15 protein-coding genes and 1 pseudogene are annotated in these 14,651 nt (G+C 68.9%); 7 read left to right on the top strand and 9 right to left on the bottom strand.

Features of this window, described 5'->3' with window-relative positions:
* The first annotated feature begins 14 nt into the window (after positions 1–14).
* Together QM711_RS02260 and pgm are read left to right on the top strand one after the other, a co-directional pair.
* A complete protein-coding gene (locus QM711_RS02260; protein ID WP_415096088.1) occupies positions 15–731 on the top strand; it encodes a type 1 glutamine amidotransferase in 717 nt (238 codons plus the stop codon).
* 77 nt (positions 732–808) lie between these two features.
* Entirely contained in the window at positions 809–2,440 is a 1,632-nt protein-coding gene (gene pgm / locus QM711_RS02255) for a phosphoglucomutase (alpha-D-glucose-1,6-bisphosphate-dependent) (RefSeq protein ID WP_415096087.1), read from the top strand.
* Positions 2,441–2,619: 179 nt separating this feature from the next.
* Here the strand turns inward: pgm and QM711_RS02250 are convergent, their stop codons facing one another.
* Both QM711_RS02250 and QM711_RS02245 read right to left on the bottom strand, forming a co-directional pair.
* Positions 2,620–3,195, bottom strand: a complete 576-nt coding sequence (locus tag QM711_RS02250; protein WP_415096086.1) for a PH domain-containing protein — start codon at positions 3,193–3,195, stop codon at positions 2,620–2,622.
* A gap of 7 nt (positions 3,196–3,202) precedes the next feature.
* A complete protein-coding gene (locus tag QM711_RS02245) occupies positions 3,203–3,358 on the bottom strand; it encodes a hypothetical protein (protein ID WP_415096085.1) in 156 nt (51 codons plus the stop codon).
* Positions 3,359–3,502: 144 nt separating this feature from the next.
* On the opposite strand from QM711_RS02245, the gene mce reads away from it, so the two are divergent.
* From mce to QM711_RS02230, 3 genes are all read left to right on the top strand, one after another.
* Entirely contained in the window at positions 3,503–3,937 is a 435-nt protein-coding gene (mce, locus tag QM711_RS02240) for a methylmalonyl-CoA epimerase (protein WP_415096084.1), read from the top strand.
* Between the two features lie 70 nt (positions 3,938–4,007).
* Complete coding sequence (locus tag QM711_RS02235) at positions 4,008–5,189, top strand: DivIVA domain-containing protein (protein ID WP_415096083.1); 1,182 nt, start codon at positions 4,008–4,010, stop codon at positions 5,187–5,189.
* Positions 5,190–5,317: 128 nt separating this feature from the next.
* Positions 5,318–6,415 (top strand): AI-2E family transporter, encoded by a 1,098-nt coding sequence (locus QM711_RS02230; RefSeq protein WP_415096082.1) that lies wholly within the window; start codon positions 5,318–5,320, stop codon positions 6,413–6,415.
* 80 nt (positions 6,416–6,495) lie between these two features.
* Here QM711_RS02230 and nucS read toward each other — a convergent pair whose 3' ends face one another.
* Complete coding sequence (gene nucS / locus QM711_RS02225; RefSeq protein ID WP_415096081.1) at positions 6,496–7,176, bottom strand: endonuclease NucS; 681 nt, start codon at positions 7,174–7,176, stop codon at positions 6,496–6,498.
* Between the two features lie 38 nt (positions 7,177–7,214).
* Here nucS and QM711_RS02220 point away from each other — a divergent pair, with 38 nt between their 5' ends.
* Both QM711_RS02220 and QM711_RS02215 read left to right on the top strand, forming a co-directional pair.
* Positions 7,215–7,487 (top strand): hypothetical protein, encoded by a 273-nt coding sequence (locus QM711_RS02220; RefSeq protein WP_415096080.1) that lies wholly within the window; start codon positions 7,215–7,217, stop codon positions 7,485–7,487.
* Entirely contained in the window at positions 7,488–8,288 is an 801-nt protein-coding gene (locus tag QM711_RS02215) for an alpha/beta fold hydrolase (protein WP_415096079.1), read from the top strand.
* A 91-nt stretch (positions 8,289–8,379) separates the two neighbouring features.
* Here QM711_RS02215 and QM711_RS02210 read toward each other — a convergent pair whose 3' ends face one another.
* The 6 genes and pseudogenes from QM711_RS02210 to QM711_RS02185 all read right to left on the bottom strand — a co-directional run bounded on the left by QM711_RS02210 (position 8,380) and on the right by QM711_RS02185 (position 14,189).
* Positions 8,380–9,030: a peptidylprolyl isomerase gene (locus QM711_RS02210; RefSeq protein WP_415096078.1), complete on the bottom strand. Its 651-nt coding sequence runs from the start codon at positions 9,028–9,030 to the stop codon at positions 8,380–8,382.
* A gap of 38 nt (positions 9,031–9,068) precedes the next feature.
* Positions 9,069–9,812, bottom strand: coding sequence for a triose-phosphate isomerase (locus QM711_RS02205; protein WP_415096077.1), 744 nt, complete (start codon positions 9,810–9,812; stop codon positions 9,069–9,071).
* Positions 9,812–10,269, bottom strand: a pseudogene (locus tag QM711_RS02200) (ribose-5-phosphate isomerase). The gene QM711_RS02205 and the pseudogene QM711_RS02200 overlap by 1 nt, the downstream one beginning before the upstream one ends.
* Before the next feature lie 102 nt (positions 10,270–10,371).
* Entirely contained in the window at positions 10,372–11,409 is a 1,038-nt protein-coding gene (gene pdxA / locus QM711_RS02195; RefSeq protein WP_415096076.1) for a 4-hydroxythreonine-4-phosphate dehydrogenase PdxA, read from the bottom strand.
* A gap of 7 nt (positions 11,410–11,416) precedes the next feature.
* On the bottom strand, positions 11,417–12,769 hold the full coding sequence (locus QM711_RS02190; RefSeq protein WP_415096075.1) for a four-carbon acid sugar kinase family protein: 1,353 nt from the start codon (positions 12,767–12,769) through the stop codon (positions 11,417–11,419).
* A 34-nt stretch (positions 12,770–12,803) separates the two neighbouring features.
* Entirely contained in the window at positions 12,804–14,189 is a 1,386-nt protein-coding gene (locus tag QM711_RS02185) for an MFS transporter (protein ID WP_415096074.1), read from the bottom strand.
* Between the last annotated feature and the right edge of the window lie 462 nt (positions 14,190–14,651).

The following is a 14,651-nucleotide window of genomic DNA, read 5'->3' as shown; positions in this document are numbered from 1 at the left end:
GTCAAAGTTGGCGGGTGGCACCCGCACCGCTCATCGCGATCATCCAGCATCAGGACGAGTGCCCGCTCGGCCGGCTCACCGGCTGGCTCGACGAGGCCGGTGCTGAGGTGCGCATCGTCCGCCCGGACCTGGGTGTCGAACTGCCCGATCTGAACACCGTCGACGGCCTGGTCGTCCTGGGCGGCGTGATGGGTGCCACCGACGACGCCGTCGCGCCCTGGCTGCCGGCGGTGCGCGGGCTGATCGCGGCGGCCGCCGCGGCCGGGGTTCCGACGCTGGGCATCTGCCTGGGCCACCAGCTGGCCGCCGCCGCCCTCGGTGGCCGGGTGCTGCGCAACCCGAACGGCAAGCAGCGCGGACTCACCGCGATCGGCTTCACCGCCGACGCAGCGACCGATCCGCTGTTCGGCGACACGGCTTTGGGACTGCGCGGCGTGCACTCCAACAACGACGTGGTCACCGCCATGCCCGCGGGCGCGATAGCCCTGGCACTGGCGCCCGGGGGCGAGGTGCAGGCCGCCCGGTTCGCCGCCGCGACGTGGGGCGTCCAGTGGCATCCGGAGGTGGACGAGGAGATCTTCGCCACCTGGTGTGCCATCGATCCGCCGGCGGATGAGACCCGGGCCCAGCAGCTGATCGCCGAGGTGGCGGACGCGCGGGATGAGCTCGCGGCCGCCTGGCGTCCGTTGGCGCTCCGGTTCGTGGAACTCTGCCGCGAACCGTCCCACTGAGGCCTCCTCGCGCCGACGCACGAACGAACCGCCGGGGAAGGCTCGCCGTGCCGCGCTGGCATTGGCATGATGGCGGCATGGTTCATGAACGCGCCGGGCAGGTTGCGCTGCCCGAAGATCTCGTCGACGTCGACGCAATGCTCGCCGCCTATTACGACCTGGTACCGGATCCCGACAACATCGATCAGCGGGTGGTCTTCGGCACGTCGGGGCACCGTGGCTCCAGCCTGAAGACCTCCTTCAACGATCTGCACATCGCCGCCACCACCCAGGCCATCGTCGAATACCGCGCCGCCCAGGGCGTGGACGGCCCGCTGTTCATCGGCAAGGACACCCACGGGCTGTCCCTGCCGGCGTGGAAGACGGCGCTGGAGGTGCTGGTCGCCAACGGGGTCGACGTCCGGGCCGAGAAGGAGGACGAGTACACCCCGACCCCTGCGGTGTCCCGGGCGATCATCGTCTACAACCGCGACAACGAGGGTCCGCGGGCCGACGGCATCGTGGTCACCCCCTCCCACAACCCGCCCACCGACGGCGGCTTCAAGTACAACCCGCCGCACGGCGGACCGGCCGACACCGATGCCACCTCCGTCATCGCGGCCCGGGCGAACGAGCTGATGGCCGCCCCCGACGGCATCAAGCGCGACCTGTCCTACGACGAGATCGCCGACGGCATCGCCCGGCACGACTACCGGACGGCGTACTGCGAAGACCTGAAGAACGCCATCGACCTGGACGCCATCCGCTCCGCGGGGCTGAAAATCGGGGCGCATCCGCTGGGCGGCGCCGCCGTCCAGTACTGGCAGTACATCGCGGACAACCTCGACATCGGCCTGGAGGTGATCGACGCCACCGTCGACCCGGCCTGGCCGTTCATGACGCTGGACTGGGACGGCAAGATCCGGATGGACTGCTCCAGCCCGTACGCGATGGCCTCGCTGATCGAGAACAAGGACAACTACGACATCTCGACCGGCAACGACGCCGACTCCGACCGGCACGGCATCGTCACCCCCGACCACGGGTTGATGAACCCCAACCACTTCCTGGCCGTGGCGATCTCCTACCTGTACACCCACCGTCCCGGGTGGAAGCCCGACGCCGGCGTCGGCAAGACCCTGGTCAGCTCGTCCTTCATCGACAAGGTGGCCGCCGACCTGGGCCGCACCCTGGTCGAGGTGCCGGTCGGCTTCAAGTGGTTCGTGCCCGGGCTGATGACCGGCGACATCGGCTTCGGCGGCGAGGAGTCCGCCGGGGCGTCCTTCCTGACCCTGGACGGCCAGACCTGGACCACCGACAAGGACGGCATCCTGCTCTGCCTGCTGGCCTCCGAGATCCGCGCGGTGACCGGCAAGTCGCCGTCCCAGATCTACGCCGAGATGGAAGCCAAGTACGGCCAGAGCACCTACGCCCGGGTGGACGCCCCGGCCAACCGCGAGCAGAAGGCGAAGCTCGGCAAGCTGTCGCCCGAGGATGTCACCGCCACCGAGCTGGCCGGCGAGCCGATCGTCGACAAGCTGACCCGGGCGCCCGGCAACGACGCGGCGATCGGCGGACTGAAGGTGACCACCGAGCACGCCTGGTTCGCCGCGCGTCCCTCCGGCACCGAGGACGTCTACAAGATCTACGCCGAGTCGCTGAAGGGCCCCGAGCACCTGGCTCAGGTCCAGGCCGAGGCCCGCGAGGTGGTCAACGCCGCCCTCGGCTGAGCTACCCGCCGATCATCGTCGGTTGAGCTTGTCCAGACCTGACCTGTGCGCTCCGGCAGGGGTTTCGACACGCTCAACCCACGGTGGGCACGCTCAACCCACGGTGGTCGGGACACGCTCAACCCATGGCTGGTTGGGTTTGATCGGCGCTTCTGTTCAGCGCACGGCCGAGCGAGGGATCAGTCGCCGCTGGCGATGTCGGCGGCGTCCACCCGTCCGGTCAGCCCGGCGCGGATCACCACCTGCTGGAACAGGTGCAGCCGGGCGTCCGGCTCGCCGACGAAGTCGATCTCACGCAGTCCCTGTTCCTGGGCCGCGCTCTCGAAGACGAAACTGGCATAGCCGAAGATCTGCCCCCAGAACGGACGCTGCATCGACATGTCCAGCACCCGCGACAGCGGCATCGACGCGAAGCGCTGTTCGAGCACCCCGTTGACTCGGAAGACCCGCAGGTTGGTCACCACGAACCTGTCCATGTATTCGACATGCATCCGCCAGAAGCCCTGCACCCCCAGCACCAGGCCGAGCGCCATCGCCGCCCACCAGAAGTGCCCGAGCAGCGGCATCGCGGCGAGCGCGGCCATCCCCAGCAGCACCCGGATCGCCGGCCACAGCCGGGTGACCCAGTGCCGCCTGATCTCGTCGAGCACATACTCGCCCTCTTCGGCGATCAGCCGATCGTCGACGTGCGGGTCGAGGAACCGCGACCAGCCCAGTTTCACCTGAGTGAATCGGGGTACCACCGGAGCGGACACTCGCCGGTCACTTCGACAAGGCGATGAAGAACCGGCCGATCGCGTCGAACGCGCCGAAGAACGACTTCACCGCCTGCGCGGCGGCCTCGGGCCGGTTGAACAGGTAGTACAAGCAGAAGCCGACGACGAGCACCACCAGGATGGTCTTGATCCACTTGCTCATCGATGCCTCCCCAGGCTCGCCCACACCATACGCACCATGCCATTCTGCGCAGCCCGCGCGCCGCCGGCGCCCCGCCACGCCGCGATTCGCGACCGGTTCGGCAAACCCTCAACGACGACTCGAAGGATGTGCCAGGCTGACTGTATGAGCACGGATCTGTTCGTCTGTATTGATCACGTCGGCCTCGCGGTACCCGATCTGGACGAGGCCATCCGCTTCCACACCGAGGTGATGGGGTGGCGCGTCCTGCACCGCGAAGAGAACCAGGAGCAGGGTGTCGCCGAAGCGATGATCGGCACCGGCGACCAGGGTCCGGAGAATGCCCAGATCCAGCTGCTGGCGCCGCTGAACGAGAACTCCACGATCGCGAAGTTCATCAGCCGCAACGGCGCGGGCATGCAGCAACTCGCCTACCGGGTCGACGACCTGGACGCGGTCAGCACGACCTTGCGGCAACGGGGCGTCCGGCTGCTGTACGCCGAGGCGAAGCGCGGCACCCACGGGTCGCGGATCAACTTCTGCCACCCCAAGGACACCGGGGGCGTGCTGCTCGAATTGGTGGAACCACCCAAGGGGTGAGTGTCCCGGCTCCGGCGGGGTCCAGAATGAGTAGCATTCGTCGCGTACACCCCTACGAAAGGACCCCCGGGTGAGCCAACAGCCAGAAGAGACCGTCGGACTCGACCTCTTCGATGAGACAGCCAGTGCTGCAGGCAGCTTCCCGCACTCAATGCTGGGCTACGAACGCCAGGCGGTCGACGCCTACATTCGCGACATCGAACGCCAGCTGAGTTCCGCCAAGCGCAAGGTCCGCTCCCTGCAGCGACAGCTCGCCACCAAAGCTGACGAGACCGACTACTCGCGTCTCGGCACGCACACCGGTGACCTGCTGCGCTCGGCCGAGCGCGAGGCCGCCGAGATCACCCAGTCCGCGCAGCTGCAGGCCGAGCAGATCGTCGAGTCGGCTCGCCGCGAGGCCGCTGAGTTCGCCGCCCACGCGAATCAGGACGCCAGCCAGGCGATGGCCACCGGCCTGGACGACCTGCACCGGCTGCGCGATGATCTCGCCGGACAGACCAGCGCCGAACTCGCCGCCGCCCAGGAGCAGGCCCGTACGCTGCGCGAAGCCGCCCAGAGCCACCGGGCGATGGTTCTCGCCGATGCCGAGCGCAATGCCGCCGCCGTGCGTGAGCAGGCCGCGCTCGAGGCCGATCAGATCCGCCAGTCCGCGCAGCGCGAGGCGGCCGACGTCCGCGCCGCCCTGGCCGCCGAACAGGCCCAGGCGATCGAGTCCCTGCAGAACCGGCATGCCGAGGTGACTCGGACCCTGATCGAACTGTCCGAGCGCGCCCGGCAGCAGTCGGACGAGTTCGGCGTCCAGATGGCCCAGGACGCCCAGCTGGCCGACGAACGTCGGCAGAAGGCTTTCGCCGAGGCCGATCAGATCGTCCTCTCCGCCAATGAAGAGGCCCGCGCGGCGGTCGCCGACGCCCGGGCCAGGGCGGCGAAGCTGATGACCGACGCCGGTGTCGCCGAAGCCCAGAAGATCGAGCAGCTGAGCCAGGAGATCGCCGGTCTCGAGCGGCGCAAGAAGGCGCTGGTGGACGGCATGCGCAGCCTGTCCTCGCTGGTCAGCTCGAGCGTGGCCGACTTCCACGGCGACGATGCGGCCGAGGCCAAGGCGTCCGAGGTGGCCCGGGCTGCCGACGAGGCCGAGACCGCGGTGCTCGACATGGACTCGGTGGCAGCCACCGCCGTGCAGCCCGCGATCGACGCCGACGAAGCCGCGACCCAGGTGCAGCCCGCGACCGCCGGAGGGCAGCAGCGCTGACCATCCAGCCGGACGACGGGCCCGCCCCGGGTGATCCGGGTTCGGCCGGCACGCCTTCGGAGGCGGTTGCGCCGCGTCCGACGGCGACGCCGGGCCGGCCGCGAGGCTGGCTGCACCGGATCCGCCGGGTGACCCAGCCGACCCCCGCCGACCTGGACGCCGACGCGCTCGTGGCCGGGCCGCGGAGCGAGGTCAGCCTGGCCCGGCGCAGCCCGTTCGCGATCGGGTTCTTCATCACCCTGGGTGCGCTCACCGCGGGCGGCCTGGTGTTCGGGCTCTACCGGATCTCGTCGGTGGTGCTGCTGGTGATGCTCGCGCTCTACCTGGCGCTCGGGCTCAATCCGCTGGTCGAACGGCTCTCGTCCGGGGGGCTGCGGCGCGGGGTCTCGGTGCTGCTGGTGGCGCTGGCCGTGCTGTGCGTGCTCGGCCTGGCGGTCTGGGCGGTGTTGCCGGTGGCCACCGAGCAGATCAACCGGTTGCTGCTCAACGCTCCGGCCCTGCTGCAGGAACTGCGGGCCAATCCGCAGATCGCCGACCTGGACACCCGCTACGACATCATCAACCGGGTCAGCACCTTCCTCACCTCGGGCGAGCTGCTCAGCACCCTGTTCGGCGGGCTGTGGGGCGCCGGGCAGGCGGTGATCGGCCTGGTGCTCAGCGGAATAGTGACGATCGTGCTGACGGTCTATCTGCTGGCCTCGCTGCCGAGCTTCAAGGAGGCGATCTACGATCTCGCGCCAGCGTCTCGGCGGCCCCGGGTGCGCTATCTGGCCAACGAGATGTTCGGCCGGATCGGCGGCTATGTCACCGGCCTGTTCATCGTGATCATCTGCTCGACGACAGTCGCCTATGTCTTCCTCAACATCGTCGGGCTGGCCCAGTACGCGCTGGCGCTGGCCGTCGTGGTGGCGCTGTGCGCGATCATTCCGCTGATCGGGTCGACCCTGTCGATGGTGATCGTCTCGACGGTCGCCTTCACCTTCTCCCCCACCCAGGGCTTCATCACCTTGGCCTTCCTGCTCACCTACCAGCAGATCGACAACTACTTCATCCAGCCGCGGGTGTTCCAGCGCTCGGTCAGCGTGCCCGGCCCGCTGGTGATCCTGGCCGCGCTCGCCGGTGGCGTCCTGTACGGCTTGCTCGGCGCGCTGCTGGCGATTCCGTCGATGGCAGCGGCGATGCTGCTCTATCGCGAGGTGCTGATCCCGGCGCTCAACCGGCGCTGATCACCACCGCTGGTTGAGCGAGTCGAAACCGACCCACTCACGCTGGTTGAGCGTGTCGGGGCTCGACCAACGACAGCCAGTCAGAACAGCCGGTCCTCGGCGTTGTCCAGCCCGCGCAGCAGGTCGTAATCGACGCTGACGCAGGCGATCCCCCGGGTTCCGGCCAGGGTTTTCGCTTGCGGCTTGATCAGCTGGGCGGCGAACACGCCCCGGACCGGCGCGAGCAGCGGGTCGGCGTTCATCAGCGCCAGGTAGCGGGTCAGCTGCTCGACGCCGTCGATCTCGCCGCGGCGCTTCACCTCCACCGCGACGTAGCCGCCGGCGGCGTCCCGGAAGAGCAGGTCGACCGGGCCGATCGGGGTCAGGTACTCGCGCTGCACCAGGTTCCAGCCGGCGCCGAAGGTCTCCGGGTGTTCGGCCAGCAGCGCCTGCAGGTGGGCCTCGACGCCGTCCTTGACCAGGCCCGGGTCGACGCCGAGCTCATGGGAGGAGTCGTGCAGCACCTCGGCGATCGAGATCACCAGTGTGTCGGCGTCCTTGTTGCGCAACTCCCAGACCTCGGCGAAATCGGAATCCTCCGGGGTGCTGACGGTCAACGTGCACGGCGGGTTCATCCAGTTCAGCGGCTTGTAGGCGCGGTCGTCGGCGTGGATCGACACCGAGCCGTCCGCCTTGGCGAGGATCAGCCGGGTCGCCAGCGGCAGGTGTGCCGACAGGCGTCCGGCGTAGTCGACCTGACAACGGGCAACGAGCAGACGCACCCGGCCACCGTAGCGCGCGGGGCACTACGCTGACCTGCATGCCCAAACGACCCAGCAAGCACCTGCGCCCGCCGCGGCCGCTGTCGTCGTCGTTCGCCTCGGCGGTGGACAAATCGGACGGCCGCTGGATGACGCAGACCATGCCGGGTCAGGCAGCTACCAAGCAGTATCACTGTCCGGGCTGCGACCGGCCGATCGCGGTCGGCACCCCCCATGTGGTGGTCTGGCCCCAGGTGCCGACGGTGGGCTCCAGCCGGGCGGTCGACGAGCGGCGGCACTGGCACAACTCCTGCTGGAACCGGAGGCGCTGAATGGCTCTGTTCACCCAGTTGATCGGCGACGGACGCCCGGACGTGGTGTTCCTGCACGGCCTGTTCGGACGCGGCAAGAACTGGGCGGGGATCGCCCGGGCGCTGGCCGAACAGGGCCACCCGAGTGTGCTGTTCGACCTGCCCAACCACGGCCGCTCGCACTGGACCGAGAGCGTGGACTACGCGGCGATGGCCGGCGAGGTGGCGGACGAGCTCCGGCTGCGACTGGGCAGCGCCGCGTCGATGACCGTGGTCGGGCACTCGATGGGCGGCAAGGTCGCCATGGTGCTCGCCCTTGAGCACCCCGAACTGGTCAGCCGGCTGGTGGTGGTGGACATCGCGCCGGACGTCTCCGACCAGGTGCGCACCTCGGTCCCGCTGGTCAAGGCGATGCGCGAACTCGACCTGGACGCCGTCGCTAGCCGCGGTGCGGCCGAGCGGGCGCTGGCCGCCGACGTGGACGACGCCGCGGTGCGACTGTTCCTGCTGCAGAACCTGAAGCACACCCGGACGGCGGAGAATCGCAACGGCTGGCAGTGGGAGGTCAACCTCGGCCTGCTCGGCGACCACCTGGACGAGGTGGCCGCCTGGCCGGAGGTGGGCGAGGCCCGCTACGACGGCCCGGTGCTGTGGGTCGGCGGTACCGAATCGCTCTACATCAGGCCGGAGCACGCCGCCGGGATGCGAAGGCTCTTCCCCCGGGTCCGCCAGGTGTGGATCGAAGGCGCCGGGCACTGGGTGCACGCGGACGCCCCGGCCGAGCTGACCGCCGAGCTGCTCGCGTTCCTCGGCGAGGACTGAAGCCAGATCGACGCGGTGTTTCGCCGGTTGAGCTCGAAACCGCCTGCCCGAGAGGTCTCGACAAGCTCGACCAACGAAGATCTGGGCCAAGTCACCCCACGCTGGCGCTGAGGATCCGGAACGCATTGACCGGCTTGCCGGTGCCGTCGCCGTAGCGGTTGTCCTGCCCCTCGGCGGCCATCGTCTTGATCACCTTCAGCGAGGCGGCATCGACCCGTCCGAGCACGGTGTAGTTGGCCGGCAGCGCGGTGTCGCCGTAGACGATGAAGAACTGCGAGCCGTTGGTGTCGGGTCCGGCGTTGGCCATCGCCACCGTTCCCGCCGGGTAGCCGGTGCCGGGAGCGATCTCGTCGACGAAGCTGAAGCCGGGCCCGCCGCGTCCGGTGCCGGTGGGGTCGCCGCACTGGGCCAGCAGCATGGTCGAATCGGCCAGCCGATGACAGGCGGTGTCGTCGAAATAGCCCTGCTTGGCCAAGGACTCGATCGCGTTCAGGGTGCACGGCGTCCGGGCCCGGTCGCCGGTGATGGTCACCTCTCCCCCGGTCATCCGCAGGGTGAGACTCACCATCCCCACGGTGGACGCGACCGCCGGCGGCGCGGTCACCGGCTTCGCCGCCGTCCCCGACGCTGGGTAGGAACAATGCACGGTGCCGGCGGCGGGCGGACCGGCCGGGGCGGCGGTGCCGGAGGAACAACCCGCCAGCACCAGGGCGCCGAGCAGGGGGACGAGCAGACGATTCACCCGGCAGAGTCTGCCACGCCCCCCGCTCGGCATGCAGGTCAGACCGTGGCGGCGGCGATCCGCAACAGGTCCAGATAGCCGTCGATCTGCCAGGCCGAGCGGCCGACGAACAGTCCGGTGACACCATCGACACCCAGCGTCTCCGCGGCGTTGCCCTGGTTCACCGACCCGCCATAGAGGATCGCCTCCACCCGGTCGCCGTACTCGGCATCGAGGGCGGCGAACACCGCGACGATGTCGTCCGGACCGGCTTCGCGGCCATGCTCGCCGATCGCCCAGATCGGCTCGTAGGCGATCAGCACCCGGCCGACGTCGTCGACACCCTCCAGGGCCGCGGCGACCTGCGCCATGATGTGCGCGACGCTGCCGCCGGAGGCGAAGACCTCGGCCGGTTCACCGACGCACAACAGCGGACGCAGGCCGTGCCGCAGCGTCGCCTTGACCTTGAGGTTCACCGTCTGGTCGGTCTCGGCGAAGAACTCCCGCCGCTCGGAGTGGCCGATCTCGACCAGGGACGCGCCGGCGTCCGCGGCCTGGGGCACCGAGATCTCCCCCGTCCAGGCCCCGGCGTCCTCCCAGTGCGCATTCTGGACGCCCACCTCGACCGGCGAATCGGGTCCCAGGATCGCGCGCACCGTGGTCAGCGCGGTGGCCGGCGGGATGATGAACGGCTGGACGCCGGCGGGCGCACCGCCGGCCACCGCGTCCAGCAGGCCGTTGGTGAAGTCGGTGGCTTCGGCCAGCGTCTTGTTCATCTTCCAGCTGGTGCCCACCCACAGCATCAGTCGGCCTCGTAGCTGCAGATCGCGTCCACCTTGGGGGCGGACGGCGAACTCGGGTCGAAGGTGTAGTCGAAGAACTCCTTGGCCAGCCGGCGGGCCAGCTCGATGCCGATCACCCGTGCCCCCAGGCAGAGCACCTGGCCGTTGTTGGAGAGCACCAGCCGCTCGACCGAGAAGCTGTCGTGGGCGGTGCTCGCCCGGATGCCGCTCACCTTGTTCGCCGAGATCGCTACGCCCATGCCGGTGCCACAGATCAGGACGGCCCGGTCGGCATCGCCGGCGGCCACCATCCGAGCGGCCCCGACCGCGGTGTGCGCGTAGGCGGTCTGGTCGTCGGTGGACCCGACGCCGAAGTCGACCACCCTGTCGATCCGGGATCGGCCTCCAGGTCGGCCTTGATCTTGTCTTTGTACTCCACGCCGGCGTTGTCCGCGCCGACCGCTACCACGTAGCCCATCTCATCCCTTTCGTTCATCGGCCGGATCGATCGGCACCGACCCGGTTCCTCCATTGGCCGGTCGGGCCGGCGCCCAGCTGACCGGGCGCCGGCCGCCAGGCTTCAGGCCGTCGCCGCCAGCTTCGCCTCGTGCGCCATCTTCAGGCCGGCGTAGTAGGCGGCCACCCGGGTGGACTCGACCATGCTGCCCCCGTTGGCGATGCCCTTGCCGGCGATGTCGAAGGCGGTGCCGTGGTCGACCGAACTGCGCATGAAGGGCAGTCCCATCGTGATGGTGACGGCCTTTTCGAAGTCCAGGGTCTTGCAGGCGATGTGCCCCTGGTCGTGGTAGAGCGACAGGATGCAGTCGTGCTGGCCGTCCAGGGCGAACGCGAAGATCGAGTCGCCCGGAAAGGGGCCGCGGGCGTTGATGCCCATCGCCTGGGCCTCTTCGACCGCGGGGATCAGGTGTTCGATCTCCTCGGTGCCGAACAGGCCGCCGTCGCCACCGTGCGGGTTCAGCGCGGCCACCGCAATGGACGGGTTCTCGAAGCCGTAGGTGCGCATCTCCCGGTCGATGTCCTTCAGGTACGCCAGCGTCCGCTCCTTGGTGATCTGGTCGCAGGCCTTCCGGACCGACACGTGCCGGGTGAGGAAGAACACCCGCAGCTTGTGCACGTTGAACATGGTGAGGGCGTACGGCGATTCGGTCAGCGCCTCGAAGATCTCGGTGTGCCCGATGTGGTCCACCCCCGCCTCCTTCAGCGCCACCTTGTGGATGGGCGCGGTGGAGACCGCGTCCAGCCGTCCGGCCAGACCGAGCTCGATCGACTTCTCCAGGTAGGAGTACGCGCGCAGGGCGGCGTCGGACTGCACCTCGCCGTAGACGATCTTCGCGCCCGGGGCTGCCCCGGTGTCCAGCAGGTCGACCGTCCCGAACTCGTACTTCGCCTCCTCGGGCTCGCTGATCTCGTTGATGGTCAGCTTCACGCCCTTGACCGCGGCCGCCTCCTCGAGGTGCTCGCGCGCGCCGATCACGAAGGGCTTGCAGACCTCGTAGATCATCTGCGACTGGACCGTGTCCACGACGATCTCCGGGCCGATGCCGGCGGGGTCACCGATCGTGATTGCGGTGACCGGCCTGATTTGGGTTTCTGGCATTTGTCTTTCACTCCATCTTTTCGTCGAAGATCCGATTGACACATTGGATGGCGGTCTGTTCCGTTCCGGTCAGACCACCCTTGCAGATGACCGGTAGGCCGGCCCACGGCCCGCCTACCAGCACGGCCTGATCGGCCTGCGGGATGACGTAGTCGACCAGGCCGAGCCCGCTGGCCTCCAGGGCGGCACAGGTGTGCACCATGATGTCGCCGCCGGTGAGGTACAGACCCGCCAGCTCCTCGGCGAGCGACTGCACGACGCGCCGGGCCAGTTCCCCCACCCGGACCGGGATCAGTCCCTTCGCCTCCCCCGGCTGCAGACCCGCTCGCCTTTCCAGAGCGGCCAGGTCGCCCAGGTCGCCGCTGATCGTCGAGTCGAGGGCGAGCATCAGCACCCGGGGCGGAACCGGCTGACTCATGAACCGGTCCGCCTCGCCCAGCACCCGGGCGGTTTCGCGGGAGTAGTGGCCCTCGTCGCCGATCAGGTCGCCGATGTCCACACCGATCACGTCGGTGCCCGGCACGCCGGCGAGCTCGACCATCTGCAGGTGGGTGACCCGCATCGCGCTGCCGGCGACGACCAGGACCGTGCCGGCGTCGGTGTCGGCGGACGCCGTCCGCAGGGTGCGCTCCTTCACTGGCCGGGTCTCGACCACCCCGCTGCGGATGGCCAGCCGTTCGGTGAACGGTCCCGGGTCGACACAGACGACCTTCCAGTCCAGCCCGGCCAGCGCTTGCGCGATCGAATCGACGTCCTCCAGGGACGCCGCGTCCACCAGGATCAGCCGGTCCCCCGCCTCCCGTCGTGCCACCAGTGCGGCCTGGATCTGGTCGATGCCACCGATCACGGCACTGATCGGGACGTGGCCGACGCCGAGGGTGCACTGCGCTGCCATCAGCGTCGGCAGGTGGGACTCCGTGACCGGGGTGCGGACGTCCTGCGCCACCGGCGTGCGGGCGAGCAGCACCGAGTCGATCAGCGAGTAGCCGTCCACCACGATCCGGCGGGACTGCGGCATGGCAGGCACCATGATGGCGATGTAGTCCTCGGGCAGGGCGCTCAGCATGCCCTCCACCTCGGGACCGATCCCGCCCCGGCAGGTGGTGTCGATCCGCTTGGAGAACTGCCGCGCCCCGGCCGCGACCAGGTGCTCGGTCGCCCGTCGCACCCGGTCGGACGCCTCGGCGGCCGGCAGTGGACGGGAGTCCGAGTTGACGATCAGTGCCTCGTGATCGGAGGTCAGCGAGGACACGCTCGCCGGGTCGAACAGCACCGCCGTGTCCACCCCCACCCTGGCCAGCAGCGCGCCGACCGTGGTGGCGCCGGTCAGGTCATCGGCGACGATGCCTAGCTTCGGCATGCCGGCACCACCGTTCCGGTCGCGGTCGAGCCGGTCACTTGGCCGCAACCTTGTCCTCGACCACGTGTTCGGTCGCCTTCGGCCGGGCCTCGACCAGGCTGAAGATCACCAGCAGGGCGATGACCAAGACGATGGCGAAGTAGCTGAACGCCACCGAGTAGTTGCCGCCCGAGCGGTCGAGCAGGATGCCGACGATGATCGGCGCGAAGAAGCCGCCCAGGTTGCCGCCGGAGTTGATGATGCTGATCGCGAACGGGTAGGTCTTGTTGTTGGTCAGTCCCATCGGGTAGGCGGTGAACATCGGCCAGCCGATGTTCAGGAAGAAGCCGGTGGCGATCAGGCTGGCGACGATGGCCGGAATATTGTTCGGCGCGTTGATGACCAGCACGATCATCACGGCGGCGAAGAAGGCCGTGATGATCATCTGGGGCTTGCGCCGACCCTGGAAGACGCGGTCCGAGACCACGCCGCCGAGCATCGCGCCGATCAGGCCGCCGACGGCCGGTGCCGCGGCGATGAACGCGACGCCGGCCAGGTTGATGCCGCGGGCCTGGACGAGGTACAGCGGCACCCAGGTGAGCAGGCCGTAGTTCACGTTGTTCATGAAGAAGTAGGCCAGCGTGTCGCCCCAGATGTTCCACGACTTCAGCACCTTGCCGTTGGTGTCGAGAGTCTCGGTGTCCCGGAGCCGGATCAGCTTGTCGAGCCAGGGAATCGGCCGGAAGGTGACCTTCTTCTTGGTCGGGTCCTCCGAGGTGTCGTAGATGTGGGCCAGCTCGGCGGCGTTGACGCGGTTGCTCTGCTCGGGACGGTTCCGGACGATGAGCCACCACACCACGGCCATGATGAAGCCCGGGATGGCGAACCAGATGAACACCCAGCGCCAGCCCTGGGTGGTCGCGATCCCGATCACGATGGCCGGGACGATGATCGGGGCGAACTGCGTGGACGCGATGTACAGCCCGGTCGCGGTGCCCTTCTCGCGCGGCGGGAACCACGCGTTGACCGTCGAGGTCATGCCGACCGGCGCCGGGCCCTCGGTCAGGCCGAGCAGCAGGCGCAGCGCCAGCAGCATGACGGCACCGGTGGTGAACCCCATCAACAAGGTGACCAGCGAGAAGGCCAGGATGGCCATCGAGACCACCGCTCGGGTGCCCTTCTTGCCCATCACCAGGCCGGCCGGAATCTGCGAGACCGCGTAGCCGAGGAAGAAGAAGCTGGAGATCGCGCCGATGGTGAAGTTGTCGATGTGGAATTCCTCTTTGATGAACGGCAGTACCGCACCGATGTTGGCGCGGTCGGCCATGCACACCACGTAAGCGGCGAAGATCGTTCCCATCACGACCCAGCGGTACCGGGTCGGCTTGTCGGTTGGAAGGTTGGCGCCCACCGAAGTGGTCGCGCCCGCAGAAGATGACATGTGTCCGTGCTCCTAGTGTCAGTGTCCGAGAGACGGGTCGGCGATCTGCCCCGCGCCCGGTCGACTGCGACCGAACGCGAGGTGGCTCCGACCGACCCGAGGACACCAACCGGGCACCCAACCGACACCAGGTTCGCCGGGTGGGTCACGGTCCGCGCATTGCCGTGACTCCACCGGATCCTGTTGTGCGTCGGTCGCGATGCCGGAACATCGGGCCGCCACCTCCGTGCTGCACTGCCCGGAGCGTGGCGGATTACCAACTCTGCGCAGAGAGTACCCACTGCGTCCGCGCTGCGCCAGTGGTTCGGCACTAGTCCGGTACCGCCGCGGGCCTTGACCTCGCTGGCGCGATGGGACGTCGACGGCGAGCAACACGCTCTGCGCGCTTCGATCATTCATCGCGTACCAATCTGCTCAGATCCTGCGGTTCCGTAGGTCTTGACAGGATTCTATGCTCTGTTC

Source organism: Micropruina sp. (genome assembly GCF_047602385.1).
Lineage (GTDB): Bacteria > Actinomycetota > Actinomycetes > Propionibacteriales > Propionibacteriaceae > Micropruina.
This window is presented reverse-complemented; position numbering and strand designations above follow the sequence as displayed.